Source organism: Gilliamella sp. M0364, assembly GCF_016100565.1.
Taxonomy (GTDB): domain Bacteria; phylum Pseudomonadota; class Gammaproteobacteria; order Enterobacterales; family Orbaceae; genus Gilliamella; species Gilliamella apis.
In genome coordinates this window covers 21,450-43,016 of the sequence record NZ_JACFSF010000008.1, presented here as the reverse complement: position 1 = coordinate 43,016, position 21,567 = coordinate 21,450, and the positions used below count along the sequence as shown (strand labels likewise).

Genomic DNA, 21,567 nt, shown 5'->3' with positions numbered 1-21,567 from the left:
CAATGTTGGCATGCTTAAGCTATTTCTATCTTCAGCAGTAAAAATGTTTTTTTATATGCTAATGCGACCAATGTGGCTGTTGCTGTTAGTGTCTGTTTCGTTAATGAGTTTAGTATATGTAAATGGTACCATCACCAATTTGCCGGTTGCGATTGTTGATCAAGATCATACTACCACCAGTCGAAGTCTGATTCGTTCTTTAAATACCAGTTCCAAAATTGATGTGCTTACTTATGAAAATTCATTGCAAGCCTACGATGATATTAACAGCCGTAAGTTATTTGCGGTGTTCACCATTCCACGGGATTTTGAAAAGCGACTATTGAATGGTGAAGATGTGACAATCCCTGCTTATGGCGATGCATCTAGCCGTTTAGCAAATGGTTTGATACAGGTGGATATTAGAGGAATATATCAACAAATATTGACCGAATATAATACGCGGGTGATGCGGAATAGTGGTTTTTCTGATCCACAGATTAATATCATCTTATCACCAATTAAAGGGCAAACAATGCCGCTTTATAATGCTGGTATCAGTTTTGCGGCGATAACGTTCCCTGGTTTGTTAGTTATGTTATTGCAACATACCTTTTTAATAGCTTCAACACGAACTAATCTAACTTTGCATTCACTGCCACAAGGCAAACCGCCAAAAATTGTCATATTTGGTAGCTTATGTGGTCTTATTCCGATATGGTTATTTTTGTCTTTAGTCCTGTTTGGATTATGGCCATGGGTGCTTGGTTATCGGCAATTAGCTAGCATACCAGCGATTTTGGTGATGACATTTCCGCTATTATTAGGCGTATTAGGTTTAAGTAAATTACTGACTGAATGTTTACATCGAACCGAGATGATTTATTTAACTTTAGCTTTTTTGACAACACCGGTATTTTATCTATCCGGTACCATATGGCCACTTGATGCTATGCCGTTATGGGTACAAACGGTATCACGGATGTTACCATCAACCTGGGCAACCAATATGATTGCTGGAGTAAATCAGATGGGATTAGGTTTATCAGATAATTTATTTAATATCTTTATGATTCTATTTCTTGGTGTAATTTATGGTTCGTTAGGCTTTTTTATTGCTGCATTACGAGAGGGTAAAATCAGAGGATACATCAGAAAAATAAAGAAATTTATGCATTCCAATAATCAAAAAATTGATAATAAACCATCAATTAGTTAATGCTAATGGATGAATATACTATCAATTACTGATATGATGAATGATTGATTTTTTCGCAAAAAAACAGTTATATGGCCAATAAATGTTATCCATGGATTATTAGTTTACGTCCGAAAACATTAGCTTTATCGTTTTCTGCTATTTTGTTGGGCAATGCGCTTGCCTATTGGCAACACTCTTTTGATCTAATAATTATGTTGTTAGCAATGATTACTGCAGCGCTGTTACAAATTTTATCAAATTTAGCTAACGATTATGGTGATGCGGTTAAAGGTGGCGATAAACACAATTTAATCGGCCATCAACGTGGTTTACAGCTAGGTCTAATCACTCTTAATCAGTTAAAAATAGCTATCTGGATCACCATTATATTGTGTGTTTGCTCTGGATTGACTCTACTTTGGTTAGCCTGTAATAACGCTTATCAATTATTAATTTTTATCTTATTAGGTTTATCTTCAATCATCGCAGCAATTACTTATACTGTCGGTAAAAAACCTTATGGCTATATTGGCTTAGGTGATCTATCGGTGTTAATCTTCTTTGGCTTAGTTGGTGTGATGGGCAGTTATTATTTACAGACTAAAACTTTATCAGCATCAATCGTTTTTCCTGCAATAGCTAGTGGTTTGTTGGCTGTGGGAGTGCTAAATATTAATAATTTGCGTGATTATGAAAGTGATAAACAACATCATAAACGGACTTTGATTGTGTTGATTGGCAAAACTTATGGTTGTTGTTATCAGTTAGTTTTGTTAATTGTATCATTATCTTTTTTTGGTTTATTTGCTTATCAACAGTTACACACTTATTGCAGTGGTATCTTCCTATTAGCACTGCCGTTGTATATCAAACATATGTACATGGTGTTTAAATTTAATACAAATGAAGACGCTGTGCCACTATTAGTACAAATGGTCAAACTTGCTTTATTGACTAATTTACTTTATTGTTTAGGTATTATTTTGAGCTAGCTCACGTTTATTCCAAATTTATATCGTTTTACTTCATATTAGCGTTATACTAGAACCGAATAGATATTACAGTATAAGGAGACTCGACCATGGAATTTGATACATCAATTCTTTGCGATTACTATCCAGAAGATGTGAACGTTGTCGAACCGATATTTAGTAACTTTGGTGGTGTGGCTTCATTTTCTGGCCAAGCTGTCACCGTGAAATGTTTTGAAGATAACGGCATTTTGTACGAAGTGTTACAATCCAATGGTGCAGGGAAAGTATTGGTTATTGATGGCGGTGGTTCGGTGCGTCGAGCATTGATAGATGCCGAATTAATCGATATAGCCCTGCAAAACCAATGGGAAGGTATCATTGTTTATGGAGCGGTGCGCCAAGTTGATTATATCGCCGATGCTGAAATTGGAGTGCAAGCACTAGCGGCAATTCCTGTCGGCTCTGATGATCAAGGTGTTGGTGAAATAGATATTCGCGTTAACTTTGGTGGCGTGACGTTCTTCTCTGGCGACTTTATCTATGCTGATAATACTGGCATTATCTTATCTGAAATTGCACTTGAAGTAGATGATAAATAACTTGGTTATTCTTTTTAGTTATTCTTTTTAAGGAACCGCAGTATCTTTACAGCGGTTTTTTATGTTGAAAAACCCCGTTCCTCAATTTTTTCTGATAACTTTATATCGTGCGGTTACGAATATAGCCTCCGGTGACGGTGATAATTAAGCCAGCTATTTCCATATCTAATAATTTAATGGTTAACTCAGGAATGGGTAAATCAACTAGCGTAGCGATTGTATCAACAGCAATAGGCTGATGATGAATAACAGCAAAAATTTCTGGATATAAAACGGTATTACACTCTTTGTTTTCATGATTATTCTGTCGATTAAGTGATGATAAAAAGCCACTATAATGTTCTAAAATATCGGTTGGTTTGGTAACCAGATAAGCGCCTTGTTGGATTAAATAATGGCTTCCATGGCTATTTGGATTATCAATATCACCCGGCAAAGCAAAAACATCACGATTTTGTTCAAGCGCATAACGAGCAGTAATAAGTGATCCACTTTTTTCCGATGCCTCAACCACAAATGTCCCTAAACTTAATCCACTAATAATACGATTGCGGCGCGGAAAGTATTCGGATCTTGCTTTTTCAAATGGATAAAATTCTGAAATGATAGCCCCATTTTGTGACAAAATATCATTGGCTAATCTAACATTTGAACGTGGCGAAATTTGCGCTAAACCGCTACCCAAAACAGCAATAGTATTTCCTGATACCTCAAGTGCACCGCGATGGCAAATAGCGTCCAACCCGAGGGCCAGTCCGCTAGTCACTGTTAAACCATTAATGGCTAATTCGCCAGCAAAATATCGTCCCCATTGTGCACCATACTCACTAAATTCACGACTACCTACCATCGCAATTTGTGGTGAATGTAATAGTTGTTTATTGCCCATAACAAATAGCAATAACGGTGGTGAACTGATTTGTTTAAGTAATGTTGGATAATCTGAATCACAATAAGCAATCAAATGTTTAGGCGGGTTAGTGGTAGCTAACCAATCAAGGATGGGTTCAAAATGAAGATAGGAAATCGCAAAAAAATGACTTTGAAGTGTTTTACAAATGCCTATCTTTTCCAATAATAATGGAACATTATTTATTTTATTAGGTAGACCGGAGCTAAAATATAGCCCTATTTTCTCAAAATATCCCATTCTTTTATGGCCAAGCATTGAAATTCGCAATAAAAATTCATATTTACTCATTACAGCCCTTTTATATACATCTTTCGCTTGAACCATATCTAGAATTGATTAGATATATTTTACCAATAGCCAACTAAGGCTATTCATGGGCATAATAAATGTTTACAATGTATACGAAATTGAGAAAACACCAAATTGAGGAGTAGATCGAAGAATTTATGGCTATTTTACCGGTATTACGTTTCCCAGACGAACGACTTCGCAAAGTTGCTAAGCCTGTCTCTAATTTTACACCTGAGCTACAAGAAATTATCGATAATATGGTTGAAACCATGTACGCTGAACATGGCATTGGGCTTGCTGCAACGCAAGTTGATGTGCATGAGCAAATTATTGTGATTGACGTGTCAGAAGATAAAAGCCAACTTTATGTGATTATTAATCCTGAAGTGATTAGTCAAGAGGGTGAAACAGGCATTGAAGAAGGATGCTTATCGATACCTGACTGCCGTGGATTTGTGCCAAGATCAGAAAAAATCAAGATTAAAGCGTTAGATCGTAATGGTAATCCTTACGAAATCGATGCTGATGAACTGTTAGCTATCTGTATTCAGCATGAAATGGATCATTTAAAAGGTAAACTGTTTGTTGATTATCTCTCGCCATTAAAGCGGCAACGTATTGAACAAAAGATGAAAAAACTAGCTCGTGAAGAGCAAAAGAATCGATAGTAAAAACCGCCAGCTATTTTGGCGGTTTTTACTATATAGCCTAACGTTATTTAGCTACAATCACCATTGCTGGTCGAATTAATCGGCCATTAAGTGTATAGCCTTTTTGAATAGTATTAACAATTTGTCCTGATTGATGTTCTGGTGATTCAACCATACTAATTGCTTGATGCAGATCAGGATTTAGCTGTGAATCAGCTGTATTGATAACTTCAATACCAAATTTTTTGACCGTATCTAAAAATGATTTAAGAGTTAACTCTAATCCTTCTACCGTTGCTTTATGTTCAGGATTATTTTTATCGGTAGATTCTAATGCCCGCTCAAGATTATCAATCACCGGTAAAAGTTCATTTGAAAATTTTTCAAGAGCAAATTTACGTGCTTTATCAACATCTTGTTCAACACGTTTGCGTACATTATCAATTTCAGCACGAGCACGAATCATTGCTTCACTCTCGTTTTTCTTAGCAAGTTGCAGTGCTTGTTCAAGTTCGCTAATGCGAGCATCTTTAGCCTTTAACTGATCTTCAACACTTGGTTGTGATGGGGTTTGCTCTTCAGTACTTTGCTCAGCTGGGGTTTCAATGTTTGTTTCATTTTCTGACATTTTGTTCTCTTGTTCTGTCATACGGTACTCCAAATTTAGTCGAAAACTTAGTGAATAACAGTTATTATGGGGACAAATTTTATTATTACAAGTTTAACGATAAGATGATATCGTGTTTTTTAATTGATAACTAAAAAATAATGATACTTAAGTTAAAAATGAACAAGGATATATTATGGGTAGACCATTTAAATGTATTGGTTTGGTTGGGATTCCACGTAAATTAGATGCGATAGAAACTCATCAGGTACTTTATGATTGGCTAGTTAACTTAGGTATTGATGTTTTAGTAGAAGATCGATTAGCGCAATATATTAAATTACCTAGCAATGTCTATGCGTCTCTCGATACTATTGGTGAACAAGCAGATTTAGCCATTGTGGTGGGCGGTGACGGCAATATGTTACGTTCTGCGCGTCACTTATCACACTATAAAATCAAAGTAATTGGGGTGAATCGAGGTAATTTAGGTTTTTTAACCGATATTTCTCATGATCATGTCATCGAACAATTAACCCCAGTTATCAAAGGTGAATATGATGATGATCCTCGATTTTTGCTAGAAGTATCAATCTATAGTGATGGTCAGTTAATTAATTCTGGTTTTGCGGTAAATGAAATAGTGGTTACCCCCAATACGGTTGCTCATATGATCGATTATGATGTCTATATCAATGAGCGTAATGCATTTTCGCAGCGTGCTGATGGTTTAATTATTGCCACACCGACCGGTTCTACCGCGTACTCACTATCGGCCGGTGGTCCAATTCTTGCACCACATTTAGATGCGTTAATTATTACACCAATGTTTCCACACTCTTTGGCAGTTAGACCTTTAGTGATTAAGAGTGATGATCCGATTCATCTTAAATTTCCAACTACCGCTTTGGATCTTAATATTGCTTGTGATAGCCAAATTATTTTACCGGTTAGGCCAACCCAAGATGTGATAATCCGTCGCTCCAATTATGAATTTAATCTAATCCATACTAAAGACTATGATTATTTTAATAATTTATCGAGTAAGTTAGGTTGGTCACAAAAAATGTTTTAAGGGTTGCTATGCAAAGTAACCCTTATTTTCATATTGAAATTATCATTTAAAGATAGATTTATCTTTAAATGATAAAGGTTAACAGATAAACCGATAATGATGAGAAAATTGCCGCGATCACATCATCAACCATAATGCCAAATCCCCCTGGTACGCGTTTATCAAACCAACGGATTGGCCAAGGTTTGGCCATATCAAAGATTCTAAATGCGACAAACGCAATCGTTACCCATAAAATCGAAATCTGTGGAATAAAAAATAAAGTTATCCACATACCGACAAATTCATCCCAGACAATATGGCCTGAATCATGAGTATGGGTATCATCCGACGTTTTTTGACATAAAAAACAACCAAAAATAAAAGCGACAACAATTAACACCCAATATAAATACGGTTGCAAACCATTAAATAGCAACCAAAGTGGTATTGCCATTGCCGATCCCATCGTACCGGGCATAATAGGTGACATACCAGACCCTAAACCCACCGCGAGTAAATGGATAGGATTCGTTAATTGGACATATTTTTTAAAGTCTTTATTTCGCTCTTGTTTTGTCATTATGTTAAAGGTCTTTTAGATAAAATAATGCCGACTTTAAGTCGGCAAAACGTTGCTTAGCCAAGTTAAGCTAAGCAAGCAATGATGATAATCAAATATATTATTAGTCTTTAGCTAACGTTGCAACCATTACTGCTTTAATCGTATGCAAGCGGTTTTCAGCTTCATCAAAAACGATGCTATATTTAGATTCAAAGACTTCATCAGTGACTTCTAAACCATTTTTTAAACCATACTGAGCAGCCATTTGTTTGCCAACAGTGGTATTCATATCATGAAATGCCGGTAAACAGTGCATAAATTTGACTTCTGGATTACCAGTTAAATTGATGACTTCCTGATTTACTTGATATGGAGTTAATAATTTGACTCGTTCGTCCCAAACTTCTTTTGGTTCGCCCATCGATACCCATACATCGGTATATAGAAAATCCACATCTTTAACACCATTAGCAACATCTTCCGTTAAAATGATTTTTGCGCCAGTGGTTTTGGCTATTTCTTGGCATTTTTGTACCAATTCTGCTTCTGGCTGACAAGCTTTAGGAGCCACTAAACGAATTTCCATGCCCATAAGTGCTGCACCTTCCATTAATGAGTTACCCATGTTATTACGAGCATCACCTAAATAAGCAAATTTAACACTGCTTAATGCTCGCTCACCAATATGTTCTTGCATGGTCATAAAATCAGCTAAAATTTGGGTTGGATGAGCTTCAGTGGTTAAACCATTCCAAACCGGAACACCAGAATATTTAGCTAAGGTTTCAACAATTTCTTGCCCATAGCCACGGTATTCAATACCATCATACATTCTGCCTAATACTCGAGCGGTATCGGCGATTGATTCTTTGTGTCCAATCTGGCTACCGCTTGGTCCTAAATAGGTAACTTGTGCTCCTTGATCAAATGCACCGACTTCAAATGCACAGCGAGTACGAGTTGAGTCTTTTTCAAAAATAAGCGCAATATTTTTACCAACTAAATGTTGTTTTTCAGTACCTTGTTTTTTGGCTTTTTTTAATTCAATAGCTAGATTAATTAATTGATTAATTTCTGCTGGAGTAAAGTCAAGTAAACGTAAAAAATGACGTTGATAAAAACCGTGCATACAGAGCTCCTAATAGCCGTAAAAAATTATTAAGATTCTATTTGAATAATTATGCAATTTCAAGTTAAACATTTCATATTTATGTGATATTAGTTTTAAATTATGAAATAGTCTAAAAAATTAGACTTTATTGTTTAATTATTTTTTATAATATCGCTTTTTTTGTTTAAAAAATTATAATAAAATGACTAAATATTGTCTCTTTAGAAAATAATTAATTGAATTTTTATTCATAATTATTGATTATTTAATCAAAAGGTTGTTTAATCATGCAAACTTATGCCCTCCTTATTTTACAAGATGGTTCGCAATTTATTGGTAAATCAATTGGTGCTGATGGTCAAACTGTTGGTGAAGTTGTGTTTAATACTTCTATGACAGGGTATCAAGAAATTCTTACCGATCCTTCATACTGTGAACAAATAGTGACATTAACTTATCCGCATATTGGTAATGTTGGTACCAATAGTGCTGATGATGAATCAACACAAGTTTATGCAAAAGGATTGATTATTCGAGATTTACCATTAATCGCAAGTAATTATCGTAGCGAAATGGATCTTTCAAGTTATTTAAAAAAACATAATGTGATTGCGATTGCTGATATTGATACACGTCGTTTAACACGTATTTTACGTGAAAAAGGGGCACAACATGGCGTGATTATTACCGCAAATGATAAACAGACCTTACTTGATAAAGCAGAAAATGCCAAACAGCAGGCAGTAGAATATAAGGGTTTAAGTGGTTTAGATCTGGCTCAAGATGTGACGTGCAGTAAAAGTTATACATGGACCAGCAGTATATGGACAATTCAACAAGAGCATCCAACTCCAAAAGCAGAAAGTGAATTACCTTATCATGTTGTTGCTTATGACTTTGGTGTTAAACAAAATATTTTACGGATGTTAGTTGCGCGTGGATGTAAGTTAACTGTTGTTCCCGCTAAAACGCCAGCAAATGAAGTGCTGGCACTGAATCCGGATGGTATCTTTTTATCAAATGGTCCAGGAGATCCGGCGCCTTGTACTTATGCCATTGAAGCGATTAAGCAGTTTCTGACTACCGATATTCCAGTTTTTGGTATCTGTTTGGGGCACCAACTGTTAGCACTAGCCTGTGGTGCTAAAACTATCAAAATGAAATTTGGTCACCATGGTGGTAACCATCCAGTTAAAGATCTGGAAAATAATAGGGTAATGATTACAGCGCAAAATCATGGCTTTGCTGTCGACGAAATTACTTTACCGGCTCATTTACGAGCTACACATAAATCGTTATTCGATGGTTCATTACAAGGTATTCATCACAATCAAAAACCAGCATTTAGTTTTCAGGGCCATCCAGAGGCAAGTCCTGGGCCTCATGATGCTGCGCCACTTTTCGATCACTTTATTGAATTAATTAAAATTTATAAGCAGGAGCAATAACATGGCTAAGCGAACAGATATTAAAAGTATTCTAATTATTGGCGCAGGCCCAATCGTTATCGGTCAAGCTTGTGAATTTGATTATTCCGGTGCTCAGGCATGTAAAGCATTACGTGAAGAGGGCTATCGAGTCATTTTAGTTAACTCGAATCCGGCAACCATTATGACCGATTCAGAAATGGCTGATGCTACCTATATTGAGCCTATCCACTGGACATGTGTGCGTAAAATTATTGAGAAAGAGCGACCTGATGCCATTTTACCGACAATGGGGGGGCAAACGGCATTAAATTGTGCATTAGAGCTTGAAAAACAGGGTGTATTAAAAGAGTTTAATGTTGAAATGATCGGTGCTACTGCCGATGCGATTGATAAAGCGGAAGATCGCAAACGCTTTGATCAGGCGATGAAAAAAATTGGTCTTGATACAGCTCGTTCTGGTATTGCTCACTCATTAACAGAAGCTTATGCGGTACTAGAACAAGTCGGATTTCCTTGTATTATTCGTCCTTCTTTTACAATGGGGGGAACCGGCGGTGGCATCGCTTATAATCAAGAAGAGTTTGAAGAAATCTGTACTCGTGGACTTGATTTATCCCCAACCAATGAACTACTGATCGACGAGTCATTGATTGGCTGGAAAGAGTATGAAATGGAGGTCGTGCGGGATAAAAACGATAATTGTATTATTGTTTGTTCGATTGAAAATTTCGATCCTATGGGGATCCATACTGGCGATTCAATCACGGTTGCACCGGCACAAACCTTAACAGATAAAGAGTATCAAATTATGCGTAATGCTTCAATTGCGGTATTACGTGAGATTGGCGTTGAAACTGGTGGTTCAAACGTACAATTTTCGGTTGATCCAAAAACAGGTCGATTAATTGTGATTGAGATGAATCCTCGGGTATCTCGTTCTTCAGCGTTAGCATCTAAAGCAACCGGTTTTCCTATTGCTAAAATCGCGGCTAAATTAGCGGTTGGCTATACACTTGATGAACTCTGCAATGATATTACTGGTGGAAAAACCCCTGCTTCTTTCGAACCTTCTATCGATTATGTCGTTACTAAGATTCCACGGTTTAATTTTGAAAAATTTGCTGGCTGTAATGATCGCTTAACAACTCAAATGAAATCAGTTGGTGAAGTGATGGCCATTGGCCGAACATTCCAAGAATCCATGCAAAAAGCACTACGAGGTTTAGAAGTTGGCGCCAGTGGATTGGACGAAAAAATCGATAATTATAGTGATGAAAAGAATCTAACTAAAATTCGTTATGAATTACAGGAAGCGGGTAGTGAGCGTATTTGGTATCTAGCTGATGCGTTTCGTGCTGGTTTCACGCTGGATGAAATCTTTTTATTAACCCATATTGATCGTTGGTTCTTAGTGCAAATAGAAGAATTAGTGCAAATAGAAAACCGCTTAAAGCAACAAACCATTAATGATCTTGATCAAGAGTCATTATGGCAACTTAAACGTAAAGGCTTTTCGGATCTTCGTATTGCTAAACTACTTAATACTCAAGAACAAGCCGTGCGAGATCTGCGCGTACAATATGATATTCACCCAGTTTATAAACGTGTGGATACCTGTGCAGCCGAGTTTTCAACCGATACAGCCTATCTTTACTCAACATATGAACAAGAGTGTGAGGCCAACCCACAATTTAATCGTAAAAAGATTATGATTTTGGGCGGTGGGCCTAATCGAATTGGTCAAGGCATTGAATTTGATTACTGCTGTGTGCATGCAGCATTGGCTTTACGTGAAGATGGTTTTGAAACCATTATGGTAAATTGTAATCCCGAAACGGTTTCAACCGATTACGATACTTCCGATAGACTCTATTTTGAGCCGGTTACCCTTGAAGATGTGCTTGAAATTGCCCACGTTGAAAAACCTAATGGCGTGATAGTACAGTATGGTGGACAAACTCCGCTGAAATTGGCGCGAGCTCTTGAAGCTGCAGGAATTCCAATTATTGGTACTTCACCTGATGCCATAGACAGAGCCGAAGATCGCAAACGCTTTCAAGAAGTAGTCGATAAATTAAAGTTAAAACAGCCCGTTAATACCACTGTAACCGATATTGATGAAGCGGTAATCAAGGCAGAACAAATCGGTTATCCACTCGTGGTGCGCCCATCTTACGTATTAGGCGGACGAGCAATGGAAATTGTTTACAATGAACAAGATTTACGCCGTTATTTTAAAACTGCGGTGAGTGAGTCAAATAATGCGCCTGTACTACTTGATCACTTTTTAGATGATGCAATCGAGGTGGATATTGATGTGATTGCCGATGGCGAGCAAATCGTTATTGGTGGCATTATGGAACATATTGAACAAGCTGGTATTCACTCTGGCGATTCCGCTTGTTCGCTACCAACGTATACATTAAGTCCTGAAATTCTAGCTGAACTGCGTAAACAAGCTAAACAGTTAGCATTCGAGCTAAACGTAAAAGGTTTAATGAATGGACAGTTTGCAGTCAAAGATAGTCAAGTTTATCTGATTGAAATTAATCCTCGAGCTGCACGAACGGTACCTTTTGTCTCGAAAGCCACAGGGTTACCATTGGCCAAAATTGCAGCTCGGGTGATGACAGGAAAATCGCTGGCACAACAGAATGTGACTAAAGAAGTGCTGCCTCCTTATTACTCAGTTAAAGAAGTGGTATTACCATTTAATAAGTTTAGTGGTGTCGATCCTATTTTAGGCCCTGAAATGCGCTCAACCGGTGAAGTCATGGGAATTGGTAAAACGTTTGCCGAAGCTTTTGCTAAAGCACAACTTGGTAGTTTATCTAACATGAAAAAATCTGGCAAAGCATTACTTTCTATTCGTGAACAAGATAAACCACGTCTATTAGAAGTTGCTAAACGATTAATCGCTCATGGATTTAGCATTGATGCCACACTTGGCACGGCAAAAGCATTGCAACAAGCAGGAATTGCCTGCCAAATTGTCAAAAAGGAGAATGAAGGTCGGCCAAATATTCATGATCATATTAAAAATGGCGAGTACAGTTATATTCTTAACACAACCTCAGGTCGTGCAGCTATTGAAGCATCTAAAATCCTACGCCGTAGTGCTATCCAATATAAAGTCCATTACGATACGACTATGAATGCAGCTTATGCTACGACAGCAGCTCTGGATTACGATCCTGCTGATAGTGTGATACCGTTACAGGCACTTTATCAATAAACAAAAAGACGAGCTATAGCTCGTCTTTTTTTATAAATAGATTAAATTATAATTTATTTTTTAAGCCTTTCCTTCAGCCATTGCTAAAATATCTGCTTCAGTTAATTTGTGAGTCTGATTAGCAAACGCATAGCAAGTTGGTTTTTTATCAATAAAGACTTCAGCCGTGAATTTTAAATCCTTAATATCGTCAAAGATCCAAGCAGCAATATAATAATTTTGCGTACCTTTTAAATGATAATAAAGATGAGAGCCACACTCTTTACAAAATGCTCTTTCCGCCCATTGTGATGAGTTAAAATGGGTAACGTTCTCTTGTCCTTCTATCGTTAAATCACCACTGTGCGCTAAAGTCATTAAAGGTCCAGCACTCCATTTACGACAAGTTTGGCAATGGCATGCACTAAAATCCGTATTAGCAAACGGAACCGCTAATTTTACTTTTCCGCATAAACAAGATCCATGATATTGAGTAGACATATTTTTTCCTTTTTCCAATTAATGATTTTGCTAATTGGTTAAATATTAGCATAATGAATAATCAACTAGAATAAGTTTGGTTGTAAAAAATATTGAGGAGTGTATACCGTCTAGTATATAAATTGTCTTTATTTGTTAAGGAATGTGTAAAAAAAGGACAGTTAGACTAGTAAGGTATTGCTTTATTATTTTATTGATATAATATAGCCACCTCTTTGACGCGGGGTGGAGCAGCTTGGTAGCTCGTCGGGCTCATAACCCGAAGGTCGTTGGTTCAAATCCAGCCCCCGCAACCAATTCTACCAAACCTTTCTCATATTCTTACAAACAACTAAATAATTACGCTGATTTTGGCACAGCAAGTAATGTTGATACCGCTTCGCTAATACGTCTAGCAATGTAACTATTGTTCATTGTGTATAAATGGATACCATCAACATTTTGTGAGACTAAATCAACAATCTGATCGATAGCATAAGCAATACCTGCATCACGAAATGCATCCGGATGATGTTCATATTTTTCCATCATTTGCTTAAATTTCTTAGGTAGATTAACACCACACATTGAAACCATACGTTCAATTTGATTTTTATTCGTTACTGGCATAATTCCCGCTTCAATCGGGACGTTAATGCCCATATCATGTGCTTTATCTAAAAAAGCATAAAAATAATCATTATCAAAAAATAGTTGTGAAATTAGCTGATCGGTACCGGCATTTACTTTCTCTTTTAGATGGATTAAATCTTGTTTAAGCGTCGTTGCTTCAAGATGTCCTTCCGGATAACAGGCACCAATTACGTTAAAATCGCCGTTTTCTTTAATAAAGGTGACTAATTCGCTAGCAAAACGAAAATCATCTTTTGGTGGTACATTGGGGCTGATATCACCACGTAATGCTAATACATTATCAATTCCGGCACATTTGAGGTCGTGAAGAATTTTTAGCATTTCGGCTTTGTCGAAGTTGATCCCCGGTAAATGTGCGACACTTTCAATACCATAAGTATGTTTAACCGAATGTGCAATATCAATTGTAGTTTGGCCATTCAAACTTCCACCGGCACCATAAGTGACACTAATAAAGTCAGGTTTAAAATAACCTAATTCGCGTAATGTGCTATAAATTGTCTCTAATGGTGACGTTTTTTTAGGTGGAAAAACCTCAAAGGAAAATACTGTTTTTTGGTTAAATAATAAATTTGTTTTCATTGGAACCATCCATTCTTGCTATCTTTTTTACTCTACTGACATTACCGCCGCCTATAAAGGCGGCGGTAATTAAGACAGACAAAGCTAATTAACTTTATAAAAAACAGTGTTAATTAAGAGTCTTTCTCACTTCTAAGGTTGCTTGAACTAGGTGTTCTAAGCTTTCAACTACTTCTTTTTCACCGCGAGTTTTTAAACCACAATCTGGATTAATCCACAATTTTTGCTTATCAATTTTAGCCACTAATTTTTCAATAGTTGCTTTGATTTCCGCAACTGGTGGTACACGTGGTGAGTGGATGTCATATACGCCAGGTCCAACTTCTGTTTTAAAGTTATTTGCTTTAAGCACATCAATTAATTGTAGATTTGAGCGTGATGCTTCAAATGAAATAACATCGGCATCCATCGCATCAATATCTTTGATGATGTCAGCAAATTCGCTATAACACATATGAGTATGAATTTGGGTATCAGCTTGTACTTTGCTGTGAACCAATCTAAATGCTGGAATTGCCCAATCTAGATATTCACTATTCCAATCCGCTTTACGTAATGGTAATTTTTCTTTTAATGCCGCTTCGTCAATTTGGATGACTTTAATGCCAGCAGCTTCAAGATCTAATACTTCATCACTGATCGCTAACCCAATTTGGAATACCGATTCTTTTTGTGAGATATCTTCACGTGGGAATGACCAGTTTAAGATAGTCACAGGGCCGGTTAACATGCCTTTAACTGGTTTATCAGTTAAACTTTGCGCATATTTTGAATATTCAACCGTAATTGGTTTAGAACGGGAAATATCACCCCAAACAATTGGTGGCTTAACGCAACGTGTACCATAAGATTGTACCCAGGCTTTTTCAGTAAATACGAATCCGTTTAAGCTTTCACCGAAGTATTCCACCATGTCATTACGTTCAAATTCACCGTGAACTAATACATCAATACCGATCTCTTCTTGCAGTTTGATACATTCAGCAATTTTTTGTTTATTAAATTCGGTATATTCATTTAAACAAATTTCACCCTTTTTAAATTTAGCTCGATTTAAACGAACATCTGGGGTTTGTGGGAATGAACCAATTGTTGTAGTCGGTAATAATGGCAGATTAAAGGCTTTTTTCTGCTCAGCTTCACGTACTGAAAACTCAGGTAAACGAGTAAAATCAGACTCTTTCAGTGCTGCTACTTTTTGACGAACTGTTTGGTTAGCTCCTTCACGCTCACGGGTAAAGAGTGTTTGGTTCGCTTTATAAGCGGCATTATTATCTGGATTTGCTTCATTAAGTAATTGGCCTAATTCAGCAAGCTCTTGTAGTTTTTCTTGAGCGAAAGCAAAATAAGCACGTTGTTGAATAGTTAATTTAGTCTCATTTTGTAATGTATAAGGTACATGCAATAATGAGCATGAAGTATTCACCACAACGTTTGCCGCTTTTTGTTTAATTTTAGCTAATAAAGTTAAGGTTTTTTTGTAATCATTTTTCCAAATATTTTTACCATTAACGACACCTGCAAATAATACTTTTTCAGCAGGGAAGCCATTATTTTCAAGTAAGGCTAAAGTTTGTTTACCTTCAACAAAATCAAGACCAACACCATCAAAAGGTAATGCAACCAGTTCTTTATAACAGTCACGTACATCACCAAAATAAGTTTGTAATACGACTTTCGTTTTACCTTTAACAGATAAAATAGCTTGATAAATTTCGTTAAATAACTCGATATCTTGTTGACTAAGATCAGTCACTAAAATTGGCTCGTCAATTTGAATCCAATTAGCGCCAAGAGCAGTGAATTTTTGAATGATTTCTTGATAAGCTTTAATAATATCAGCTTTAAAATCAACTAATTGCTTTCTACCTAAGTATTGAGCTAATTTGAAAAAGGTTAAAGCACCAATGATAACCGGTTTCGTTTGAATGCCGAGTTCTTTGGCTTCTTGGTATTCATCAAATGGTTTGCTACTGGCAATTTTTATTTCTAGTGAATCTTCGATTTCAGGAACAAGATAGTGATAATTGGTATTGAACCATTTTTTCATAGCTAATGCACGAACATCACCTTTATCGCCTTGATAACCACGCGCCATAGCAAAATAACGATCGAGTTCAGGTAAACCTAAATCTTGATAACGTTTTGGTACAACATTTAGTAAACATGCTGTGTCTAGAACTGCATCATAAAATGAGAAGTCATTTGATGATATAAATGCTATTTTTTGAGCAGCTTGTTGATTTAAATGTTCTGCACGTAGCGCTTTTGCTTCACTTAATAGCTCCGCTTGAGTTTTATTTCCTTTAAAATAAGCTTCGGTAGCAAATTTTAATTCACGTAGCTTACCAACACGTGGATATCCAATAACAGCAGTATTCATTTTATTTTCCTTTCATTTCATCGCAATTCTTTAGTAGCTAAAAAGATAACAAAAAAAATTGCTATTAAATAATTCCAGTTTTTTATCGATTGATATAGCTTTTAACTATATCAAAATAATCTAGCATTTTCAGTTAACCCAAAATTAAGTATATTTATTTACTAAATGGATATAGGATAAGAAGAAATTCTAGATCATGATCAGTAATAGTTACTATGTGTATTATTCTTTATTTAATTTACTTTCTTGAACTTTCATTGATCTGTCCATCATTAGGTAATGACCATAGCGGTGTTATGACGGTTCAGTCGATTTTGAACTTTTTTATTATGGTTTTTTTCTTGTTTAACTGTATTGTCAATATTCTCTATTGCCTATTTAAGTCACGTAAACATTGGTTTGATTATACTGCGGTTGGACTATTGTTTGCGGTTATAATTTTTATTCCGGTAAATAATTTCATGGTGGAAAAGACAAAGGAAGCTCGTCGATCGCACCGGGTTGAGCGACAACTTAATGATATAAATGCGGAGAGAGTAGAGAAGATTAATCTAAATATTTTACAAAAATGATTAATAATTAATTTTTATAGTTAAGATTCAAAACCCTCCTACCTTGATTGGGATAGAAGGGGAGTAAACAATATTTATTTTCGCCATTCGCCTCGGATTGGTCTGGAAAAGTGCGCTAGTACTGCAATCATACAGATCTCGATAGAAACACCCCAATAAATATGGCCTAAAATTTCACTCCATAATTCATAGCCATTTAAATTCCACAACCAACCAATTGTTCCTTCTGGTGCGTAAGCAGGATGGCGGAAACCTAATAAAGGAATAAAAAATCCGTGCATGACAACGGTAATAATTAATCCATAAAATGCCCCATACCAAAGTCGGATTTTATTCCAAAAATAAGCAATAAATACATAAACAAAAGCAAAAGCGAAACTGAATAACCAATGATAAAGCGTGACTGCACCCAAAACATTGGTTCCTTGATAAATATAATCAAGAGAATGAGAATTAATGCCTAACCAACCAAGCCAAGCATCAATATGTGCCGCTGGTGGCGAAATTTCACCGGGAACTCGAGGAGGCATATTAACTTCAGATCCCCATTTGACTAATGAACTGATAAAACCACCAATAATTGTTGTCCAGATGATAATTTGACGATTTGTTTTATTTCCAAACATTGAAGTTATTCCTTACTATATTTAATAGAATTGAAATTAAATAGCCAATAATATAAATAAATTGTGTTCTATCTAAGTTCTACCTAAATTGGGTAGGACGTTTTATTGTATATTCGTTTAAAACAAAATTTGTTTGCTCAGCATTACTTTTGGGGTGGACTAATATAGCTTTAATCAGTCATAATGGATAGATGCCGACATACCGATTTATAGACTAATTACGGTTAAATAATATACGCTTTTAAATCTAAATAATACACATTATCCCGATCATAATTTTTAAAAACACCTAAAATGATTATTTTAATTGATAATGATTCTCATTATCATGTATAATGGCAATATATCAATTTTGAGGTTTTGATTATGTTGAAAATATCCACAGTAAGTTTAGAAGAGATCAATAATACTGTTCATATTCCCGATCCGAATGCGAGTTTTTTTCGAAAACTGTGGGCTTTTTCTGGTCCGGGGGCTTTAGTAGCGGTTGGTTATATGGATCCCGGTAATTGGATCACCTCAATTCAAGGCGGTGCGCTTTATAGTTATTTGTTGCTATCAGTGATATTAATTTCTAGCTTGATAGCCATGTTATTACAGGCCATGTGTGTCAAGATTGGCGTAGTCACCGGCATGGATCTTGCACAAGCAACTAAATCAATGGTGGGTAGAAAGGTAGCATTTTGCTTATGGATATCAACTGAATTAGCGATTATTGCCACAGAAATTGCCGAGGTGATTGGTAGTGCCGTTGCCTTGAATCTTTTGTTTGATATTCCATTATTAATTGGGGTTTTATTAACGGTATTTGATGTAGTTATTTTGTTAATTCTAATGCGTTTTGGTTTTAGAAAAATAGAAGCTATCGTTTTTTGTTTAATTGCGACAATATTTATTATCTTCACTTATGAAGTGTTAAGGGCATCTCCAGAATTCAGTGACATTATTAATGGCTTTATTCCTCGAACAGATATTTTTACTGCCTCAATTAAAGGGCATGATTCAGCATTAGTTATAGCATTAGGTATTGTTGGTGCGACTGTTATGCCACATAATTTATATCTACACTCTTCAATCGTTCAAACCAGAAAATATGACAGAAAGAATCGAACCAGCCTAAAAGATGCAATTAAATATGCCACCATTGATTCCAATATACAGTTATCCTTTTCGTTCATCATCAATTGTCTATTATTGATTCTTGGTGCCGCCCTTTTTTACGGCAATAATCCCGATGATCTTGGTCGATTTACACAGCTATATGATGCTTTGAAAGATCCACATATGGTTGGCCCGGTAGCCAGTTCGATTATGGCAACATTATTTGCTGTGGCATTACTGGCATCCGGTCAAAATGCAACAATTACTGGTACATTGACGGGGCAAATCGTTATGGAGGGATTTATCAATTTATCAATTCCTCTTTGGGCAAGACGAATAATTAGTCGTGGATTGGCGGTGACTCCGGTTATTTTATGTATTTATATTTGGGGAGATAAAGAAAATATTGTCGAAAATTTATTAATTTATACTCAAGTATTTTTGAGCATCGCTTTACCGATATCCATGGTGCCTTTAATTTGGGTCACTTCAAATAAAAAAATTATGCAGGAGTTTGTTAACAGTAAGTTAACTATTATTCTAGGCTGGATAGCAACTATTTCGTTAGTGATATTAAATTTACAACTAATTTATGAAGTGATTAGTTCATTATATTAACTAACTATATATCAACTTATGTATCAACTAATGATTGATCAAAACCATTGATTCAGTTGTTATCAATGGTTCAGATTTTTCTTTTCAATTGATGACACACCTTTATTGATTTGCTCAGTTATTAAGCAAAAGGATCCGTTTTAAAAGCTAGGTAAAATCTAGATAGCAACGTAATTCTAGTTAAAATAATAAAATTAAATCGTAATTTTATTTAAAAAGCTGTATTTATTTACAGTGTTTTTGTTGATATACTCGTACTAATTTTAATCAGCTACATGTGTTTATTTAATTATTATGATAACTCAACTTACTATTAATAATTTTGCTATTGTCGATCAGTTGTTAGTTGATTTTACAACAGGGATGACCGCAATTACAGGGGAAACTGGGGCCGGTAAATCGATTGCGATTGATGCCTTAGGATTATGTTTAGGTAATCGTTCAGATGCCTCTGCTATTCGTAATGGTGCGGAACGAGTAGATATTTCAGCTAGTTTTGTCCTTGATGACACACCAGCGGCATATGCATGGTTAACTGAAAATCAACTTGATGAAGGTAATGACTGTATTTTACGACGAGTCATCAATCAAGATGGGCGTTCTAAAGCATTTATTAATGGTCGAGCTGTACCGATTTCACAATTAAAAGATTTAGGACAGATGCTAATTCAAATTCATGGCCAACATGAACATCAGCGTTTGTTAAAAAGTGATTATCAACAAATATTACTTAATCACTATATGCATGAACCGAACTTATTATCGCAAATGCAACAGGCCTATAAGCAATGGAAAACGGCTAGCCAAGCTTATCAACAATATCAATCCTCAAAACAAGAGCGCGATGCACATATTCAATTATTGCAATATCAGTTAAAAGAGTTAAATGAATTTTCGCCGATTGAAGGGGAATATCAACAAATTGATGAAGAATATAAAAAGTTAGCCAATAGTGAACAGCTAATTAGTCTTAGCCAACAATCGATAATGTTACTCGACGAAGCTGATGAGTACAATGTGAGTAATATGCTTAATAGTGTTAAACATATTATTAATGATTTAGCCGGATTAGATCCATCTTTAAATAATGTTTCAGCAATGCTAGAAGAAGCTACTATTCAAATTAAAGAAGCTTGCTATGAATTACGTCATTATAGTGAAAGTTTAGAGTTGGATCCGGCAAGAGTGATGCAACTTGAACAACGCATATCAAAACAGATCGCTTTAGCTCGTAAGCACCATGTGTCACCAGAAGCATTACCTGAATTACATCAGAGTTTACTTAATGAATTTAAACAGATTAATCAGCAAGATGAACAGGGTGAACAGTTAAAAGAGCAGATCAAAAAATATCAACAAATTGCCGTAGAATTAGCAACTAAATTACACCAAAAACGCTTAGCAGCTAGCAAAACATTAGCTAAAAAAGTATCGGCTACTATGCATGAATTATCTATGCCAAATGGTGATTTCAGTATTGATATAACATTCGATGAAAACCGCTTGAGTGAAGATGGTGCAGATCAGGTATCTTTTTTAGTTAGTACCAATGCTGGGCAAATTGCACAACCTTTAGCTAAAGTCGCATCTGGTGGTGAATTATCTCGTATAGCGTTAGCTATACAAGTTTTAACTGCACAAAAAATGGACACGCCGGCACTGATTTTTGATGAAATTGATGTTGGTATTAGCGGGCCTACTGCCGCTAAGGTGGGACAGTTATTAAGACAACTTGGTGAATCAACTCAAGTTATTACTGTGACACATTTGCCACAAGTTGCTGGTCAAGCTAATCAACACTATTTTGTAAGTAAACAAACCAATGGCAAACAGACCGCTACTGATATGCAAAGATTAGATAAAAATGGTCGTTTAAATGAACTAGCTAGGTTATTGGGCGGTGATAAAATCACAGATGCAACATTAGCCAATGCGAAAGAGTTACTTATTATCTAATTTAATT

The 21,567-nt window shown here is 35.9% G+C and carries 17 protein-coding genes and 1 tRNA gene; 10 read left to right on the top strand and 8 right to left on the bottom strand.

The window, feature by feature from the left end; translation table 11 throughout:
- The first annotated feature begins 10 nt into the window (after positions 1 to 10).
- The 3 genes from H3U96_RS09300 to rraA all read left to right on the top strand — a co-directional run bounded on the left by H3U96_RS09300 (position 11) and on the right by rraA (position 2,753).
- Positions 11 to 1,198: an ABC transporter permease gene (locus H3U96_RS09300; protein ID WP_086357105.1), complete on the top strand. Its 1,188-nt coding sequence runs from the start codon at positions 11 to 13 to the stop codon at positions 1,196 to 1,198.
- Between the two features lie 71 nt (positions 1,199 to 1,269).
- Positions 1,270 to 2,172 (top strand): 1,4-dihydroxy-2-naphthoate polyprenyltransferase, encoded by a 903-nt coding sequence (locus H3U96_RS09295; protein WP_198196404.1) that lies wholly within the window; start codon positions 1,270 to 1,272, stop codon positions 2,170 to 2,172.
- An 89-nt stretch (positions 2,173 to 2,261) separates the two neighbouring features.
- Positions 2,262 to 2,753, top strand: coding sequence for a ribonuclease E activity regulator RraA (rraA, locus tag H3U96_RS09290; RefSeq protein ID WP_065579104.1), 492 nt, complete (start codon positions 2,262 to 2,264; stop codon positions 2,751 to 2,753).
- 100 nt (positions 2,754 to 2,853) lie between these two features.
- On the opposite strand, the gene dprA is transcribed toward rraA, so the two are convergent.
- Complete coding sequence (gene dprA / locus H3U96_RS09285; RefSeq protein WP_165601699.1) at positions 2,854 to 3,954, bottom strand: DNA-processing protein DprA; 1,101 nt, start codon at positions 3,952 to 3,954, stop codon at positions 2,854 to 2,856.
- Between the two features lie 158 nt (positions 3,955 to 4,112).
- Between dprA and def the strand changes: the two genes are divergently transcribed.
- Complete coding sequence (def, locus tag H3U96_RS09280) at positions 4,113 to 4,625, top strand: peptide deformylase (RefSeq protein WP_034903137.1); 513 nt, start codon at positions 4,113 to 4,115, stop codon at positions 4,623 to 4,625.
- A gap of 46 nt (positions 4,626 to 4,671) precedes the next feature.
- Here the strand turns inward: def and grpE are convergent, their stop codons facing one another.
- On the bottom strand, positions 4,672 to 5,256 hold the full coding sequence (gene grpE / locus H3U96_RS09275) for a nucleotide exchange factor GrpE (RefSeq protein ID WP_086361480.1): 585 nt from the start codon (positions 5,254 to 5,256) through the stop codon (positions 4,672 to 4,674).
- 154 nt (positions 5,257 to 5,410) lie between these two features.
- Here grpE and nadK point away from each other — a divergent pair, with 154 nt between their 5' ends.
- Positions 5,411 to 6,289, top strand: a complete 879-nt coding sequence (nadK, locus tag H3U96_RS09270) for an NAD(+) kinase (protein ID WP_198196402.1) — start codon at positions 5,411 to 5,413, stop codon at positions 6,287 to 6,289.
- A gap of 64 nt (positions 6,290 to 6,353) precedes the next feature.
- On the opposite strand, the gene H3U96_RS09265 is transcribed toward nadK, so the two are convergent.
- Together H3U96_RS09265 and argF are read right to left on the bottom strand one after the other, a co-directional pair.
- The gene (locus tag H3U96_RS09265) at positions 6,354 to 6,851 is read right to left on the bottom strand and encodes a phosphatidylglycerophosphatase A (protein WP_034903130.1); all 498 of its coding nucleotides are present in this window, start codon (positions 6,849 to 6,851) and stop codon (positions 6,354 to 6,356) included.
- A gap of 103 nt (positions 6,852 to 6,954) precedes the next feature.
- The gene (argF, locus tag H3U96_RS09260; RefSeq protein WP_198196400.1) at positions 6,955 to 7,962 is read right to left on the bottom strand and encodes an ornithine carbamoyltransferase; all 1,008 of its coding nucleotides are present in this window, start codon (positions 7,960 to 7,962) and stop codon (positions 6,955 to 6,957) included.
- A 269-nt stretch (positions 7,963 to 8,231) separates the two neighbouring features.
- Here argF and carA point away from each other — a divergent pair, with 269 nt between their 5' ends.
- Together carA and carB are read left to right on the top strand one after the other, a co-directional pair.
- Positions 8,232 to 9,392, top strand: coding sequence for a glutamine-hydrolyzing carbamoyl-phosphate synthase small subunit (carA, locus tag H3U96_RS09255; RefSeq protein ID WP_034903504.1), 1,161 nt, complete (start codon positions 8,232 to 8,234; stop codon positions 9,390 to 9,392).
- Position 9,393: 1 nt separating this feature from the next.
- Positions 9,394 to 12,609 (top strand): carbamoyl-phosphate synthase large subunit, encoded by a 3,216-nt coding sequence (gene carB, locus H3U96_RS09250; RefSeq protein WP_198196398.1) that lies wholly within the window; start codon positions 9,394 to 9,396, stop codon positions 12,607 to 12,609.
- A 60-nt stretch (positions 12,610 to 12,669) separates the two neighbouring features.
- Here carB and H3U96_RS09245 read toward each other — a convergent pair whose 3' ends face one another.
- On the bottom strand, positions 12,670 to 13,089 hold the full coding sequence (locus tag H3U96_RS09245) for a GFA family protein (RefSeq protein ID WP_065579111.1): 420 nt from the start codon (positions 13,087 to 13,089) through the stop codon (positions 12,670 to 12,672).
- A gap of 219 nt (positions 13,090 to 13,308) precedes the next feature.
- On the opposite strand from H3U96_RS09245, the gene H3U96_RS09240 reads away from it, so the two are divergent.
- Positions 13,309 to 13,385: transfer RNA gene (locus H3U96_RS09240), tRNA-Met, on the top strand.
- A 43-nt stretch (positions 13,386 to 13,428) separates the two neighbouring features.
- On the opposite strand, the gene metF is transcribed toward H3U96_RS09240, so the two are convergent.
- The 3 genes from metF to H3U96_RS09225 form a co-directional block, all read right to left on the bottom strand.
- The gene (gene metF, locus H3U96_RS09235; protein ID WP_198196389.1) at positions 13,429 to 14,304 is read right to left on the bottom strand and encodes a methylenetetrahydrofolate reductase [NAD(P)H]; all 876 of its coding nucleotides are present in this window, start codon (positions 14,302 to 14,304) and stop codon (positions 13,429 to 13,431) included.
- A gap of 109 nt (positions 14,305 to 14,413) precedes the next feature.
- The gene (gene metE, locus H3U96_RS09230; RefSeq protein ID WP_065652048.1) at positions 14,414 to 16,687 is read right to left on the bottom strand and encodes a 5-methyltetrahydropteroyltriglutamate--homocysteine S-methyltransferase; all 2,274 of its coding nucleotides are present in this window, start codon (positions 16,685 to 16,687) and stop codon (positions 14,414 to 14,416) included.
- Positions 16,688 to 17,333: 646 nt separating this feature from the next.
- Entirely contained in the window at positions 17,334 to 17,885 is a 552-nt protein-coding gene (locus tag H3U96_RS09225; RefSeq protein WP_065579115.1) for a DUF1440 domain-containing protein, read from the bottom strand.
- Positions 17,886 to 18,251: 366 nt separating this feature from the next.
- Here H3U96_RS09225 and H3U96_RS09220 point away from each other — a divergent pair, with 366 nt between their 5' ends.
- A complete protein-coding gene (locus tag H3U96_RS09220) occupies positions 18,252 to 19,604 on the top strand; it encodes an Nramp family divalent metal transporter (RefSeq protein WP_086357116.1) in 1,353 nt (450 codons plus the stop codon).
- Positions 19,605 to 19,898: 294 nt separating this feature from the next.
- On the top strand, positions 19,899 to 21,560 hold the full coding sequence (gene recN / locus H3U96_RS09215) for a DNA repair protein RecN (RefSeq protein ID WP_198196387.1): 1,662 nt from the start codon (positions 19,899 to 19,901) through the stop codon (positions 21,558 to 21,560).
- The last annotated feature ends 7 nt before the right edge of the window (positions 21,561 to 21,567 follow it).

Bases quoted from the DNA above. Each gene is read 5' to 3' on its own strand.
- grpE (WP_086361480.1), bottom strand. From the start codon at position 5,256: ATGACAGAACAAGAGAACAAAATGTCAGAAAATGAAACAAACATTGAA.
- H3U96_RS09300 (WP_086357105.1), top strand. From the start codon at position 11: ATGCTTAAGCTATTTCTATCTTCAGCAGTAAAAATGTTTTTTTATATG.
- metF (WP_198196389.1), bottom strand. From the start codon at position 14,304: ATGAAAACAAATTTATTATTTAACCAAAAAACAGTATTTTCCTTTGAG.
- metE (WP_065652048.1), bottom strand. From the start codon at position 16,687: ATGAATACTGCTGTTATTGGATATCCACGTGTTGGTAAGCTACGTGAA.
- nadK (WP_198196402.1), top strand. From the start codon at position 5,411: ATGGGTAGACCATTTAAATGTATTGGTTTGGTTGGGATTCCACGTAAA.
- H3U96_RS09245 (WP_065579111.1), bottom strand. From the start codon at position 13,089: ATGTCTACTCAATATCATGGATCTTGTTTATGCGGAAAAGTAAAATTA.
- H3U96_RS09225 (WP_065579115.1), bottom strand. From the start codon at position 17,885: ATGTTTGGAAATAAAACAAATCGTCAAATTATCATCTGGACAACAATT.
- carA (WP_034903504.1), top strand. From the start codon at position 8,232: ATGCAAACTTATGCCCTCCTTATTTTACAAGATGGTTCGCAATTTATT.
- H3U96_RS09295 (WP_198196404.1), top strand. From the start codon at position 1,270: ATGGCCAATAAATGTTATCCATGGATTATTAGTTTACGTCCGAAAACA.
- H3U96_RS09265 (WP_034903130.1), bottom strand. From the start codon at position 6,851: ATGACAAAACAAGAGCGAAATAAAGACTTTAAAAAATATGTCCAATTA.
- def (WP_034903137.1), top strand. From the start codon at position 4,113: ATGGCTATTTTACCGGTATTACGTTTCCCAGACGAACGACTTCGCAAA.
- argF (WP_198196400.1), bottom strand. From the start codon at position 7,962: ATGCACGGTTTTTATCAACGTCATTTTTTACGTTTACTTGACTTTACT.
- H3U96_RS09220 (WP_086357116.1), top strand. From the start codon at position 18,252: ATGTTGAAAATATCCACAGTAAGTTTAGAAGAGATCAATAATACTGTT.
- dprA (WP_165601699.1), bottom strand. From the start codon at position 3,954: ATGAGTAAATATGAATTTTTATTGCGAATTTCAATGCTTGGCCATAAA.
- rraA (WP_065579104.1), top strand. From the start codon at position 2,262: ATGGAATTTGATACATCAATTCTTTGCGATTACTATCCAGAAGATGTG.
- carB (WP_198196398.1), top strand. From the start codon at position 9,394: ATGGCTAAGCGAACAGATATTAAAAGTATTCTAATTATTGGCGCAGGC.
- recN (WP_198196387.1), top strand. From the start codon at position 19,899: ATGATAACTCAACTTACTATTAATAATTTTGCTATTGTCGATCAGTTG.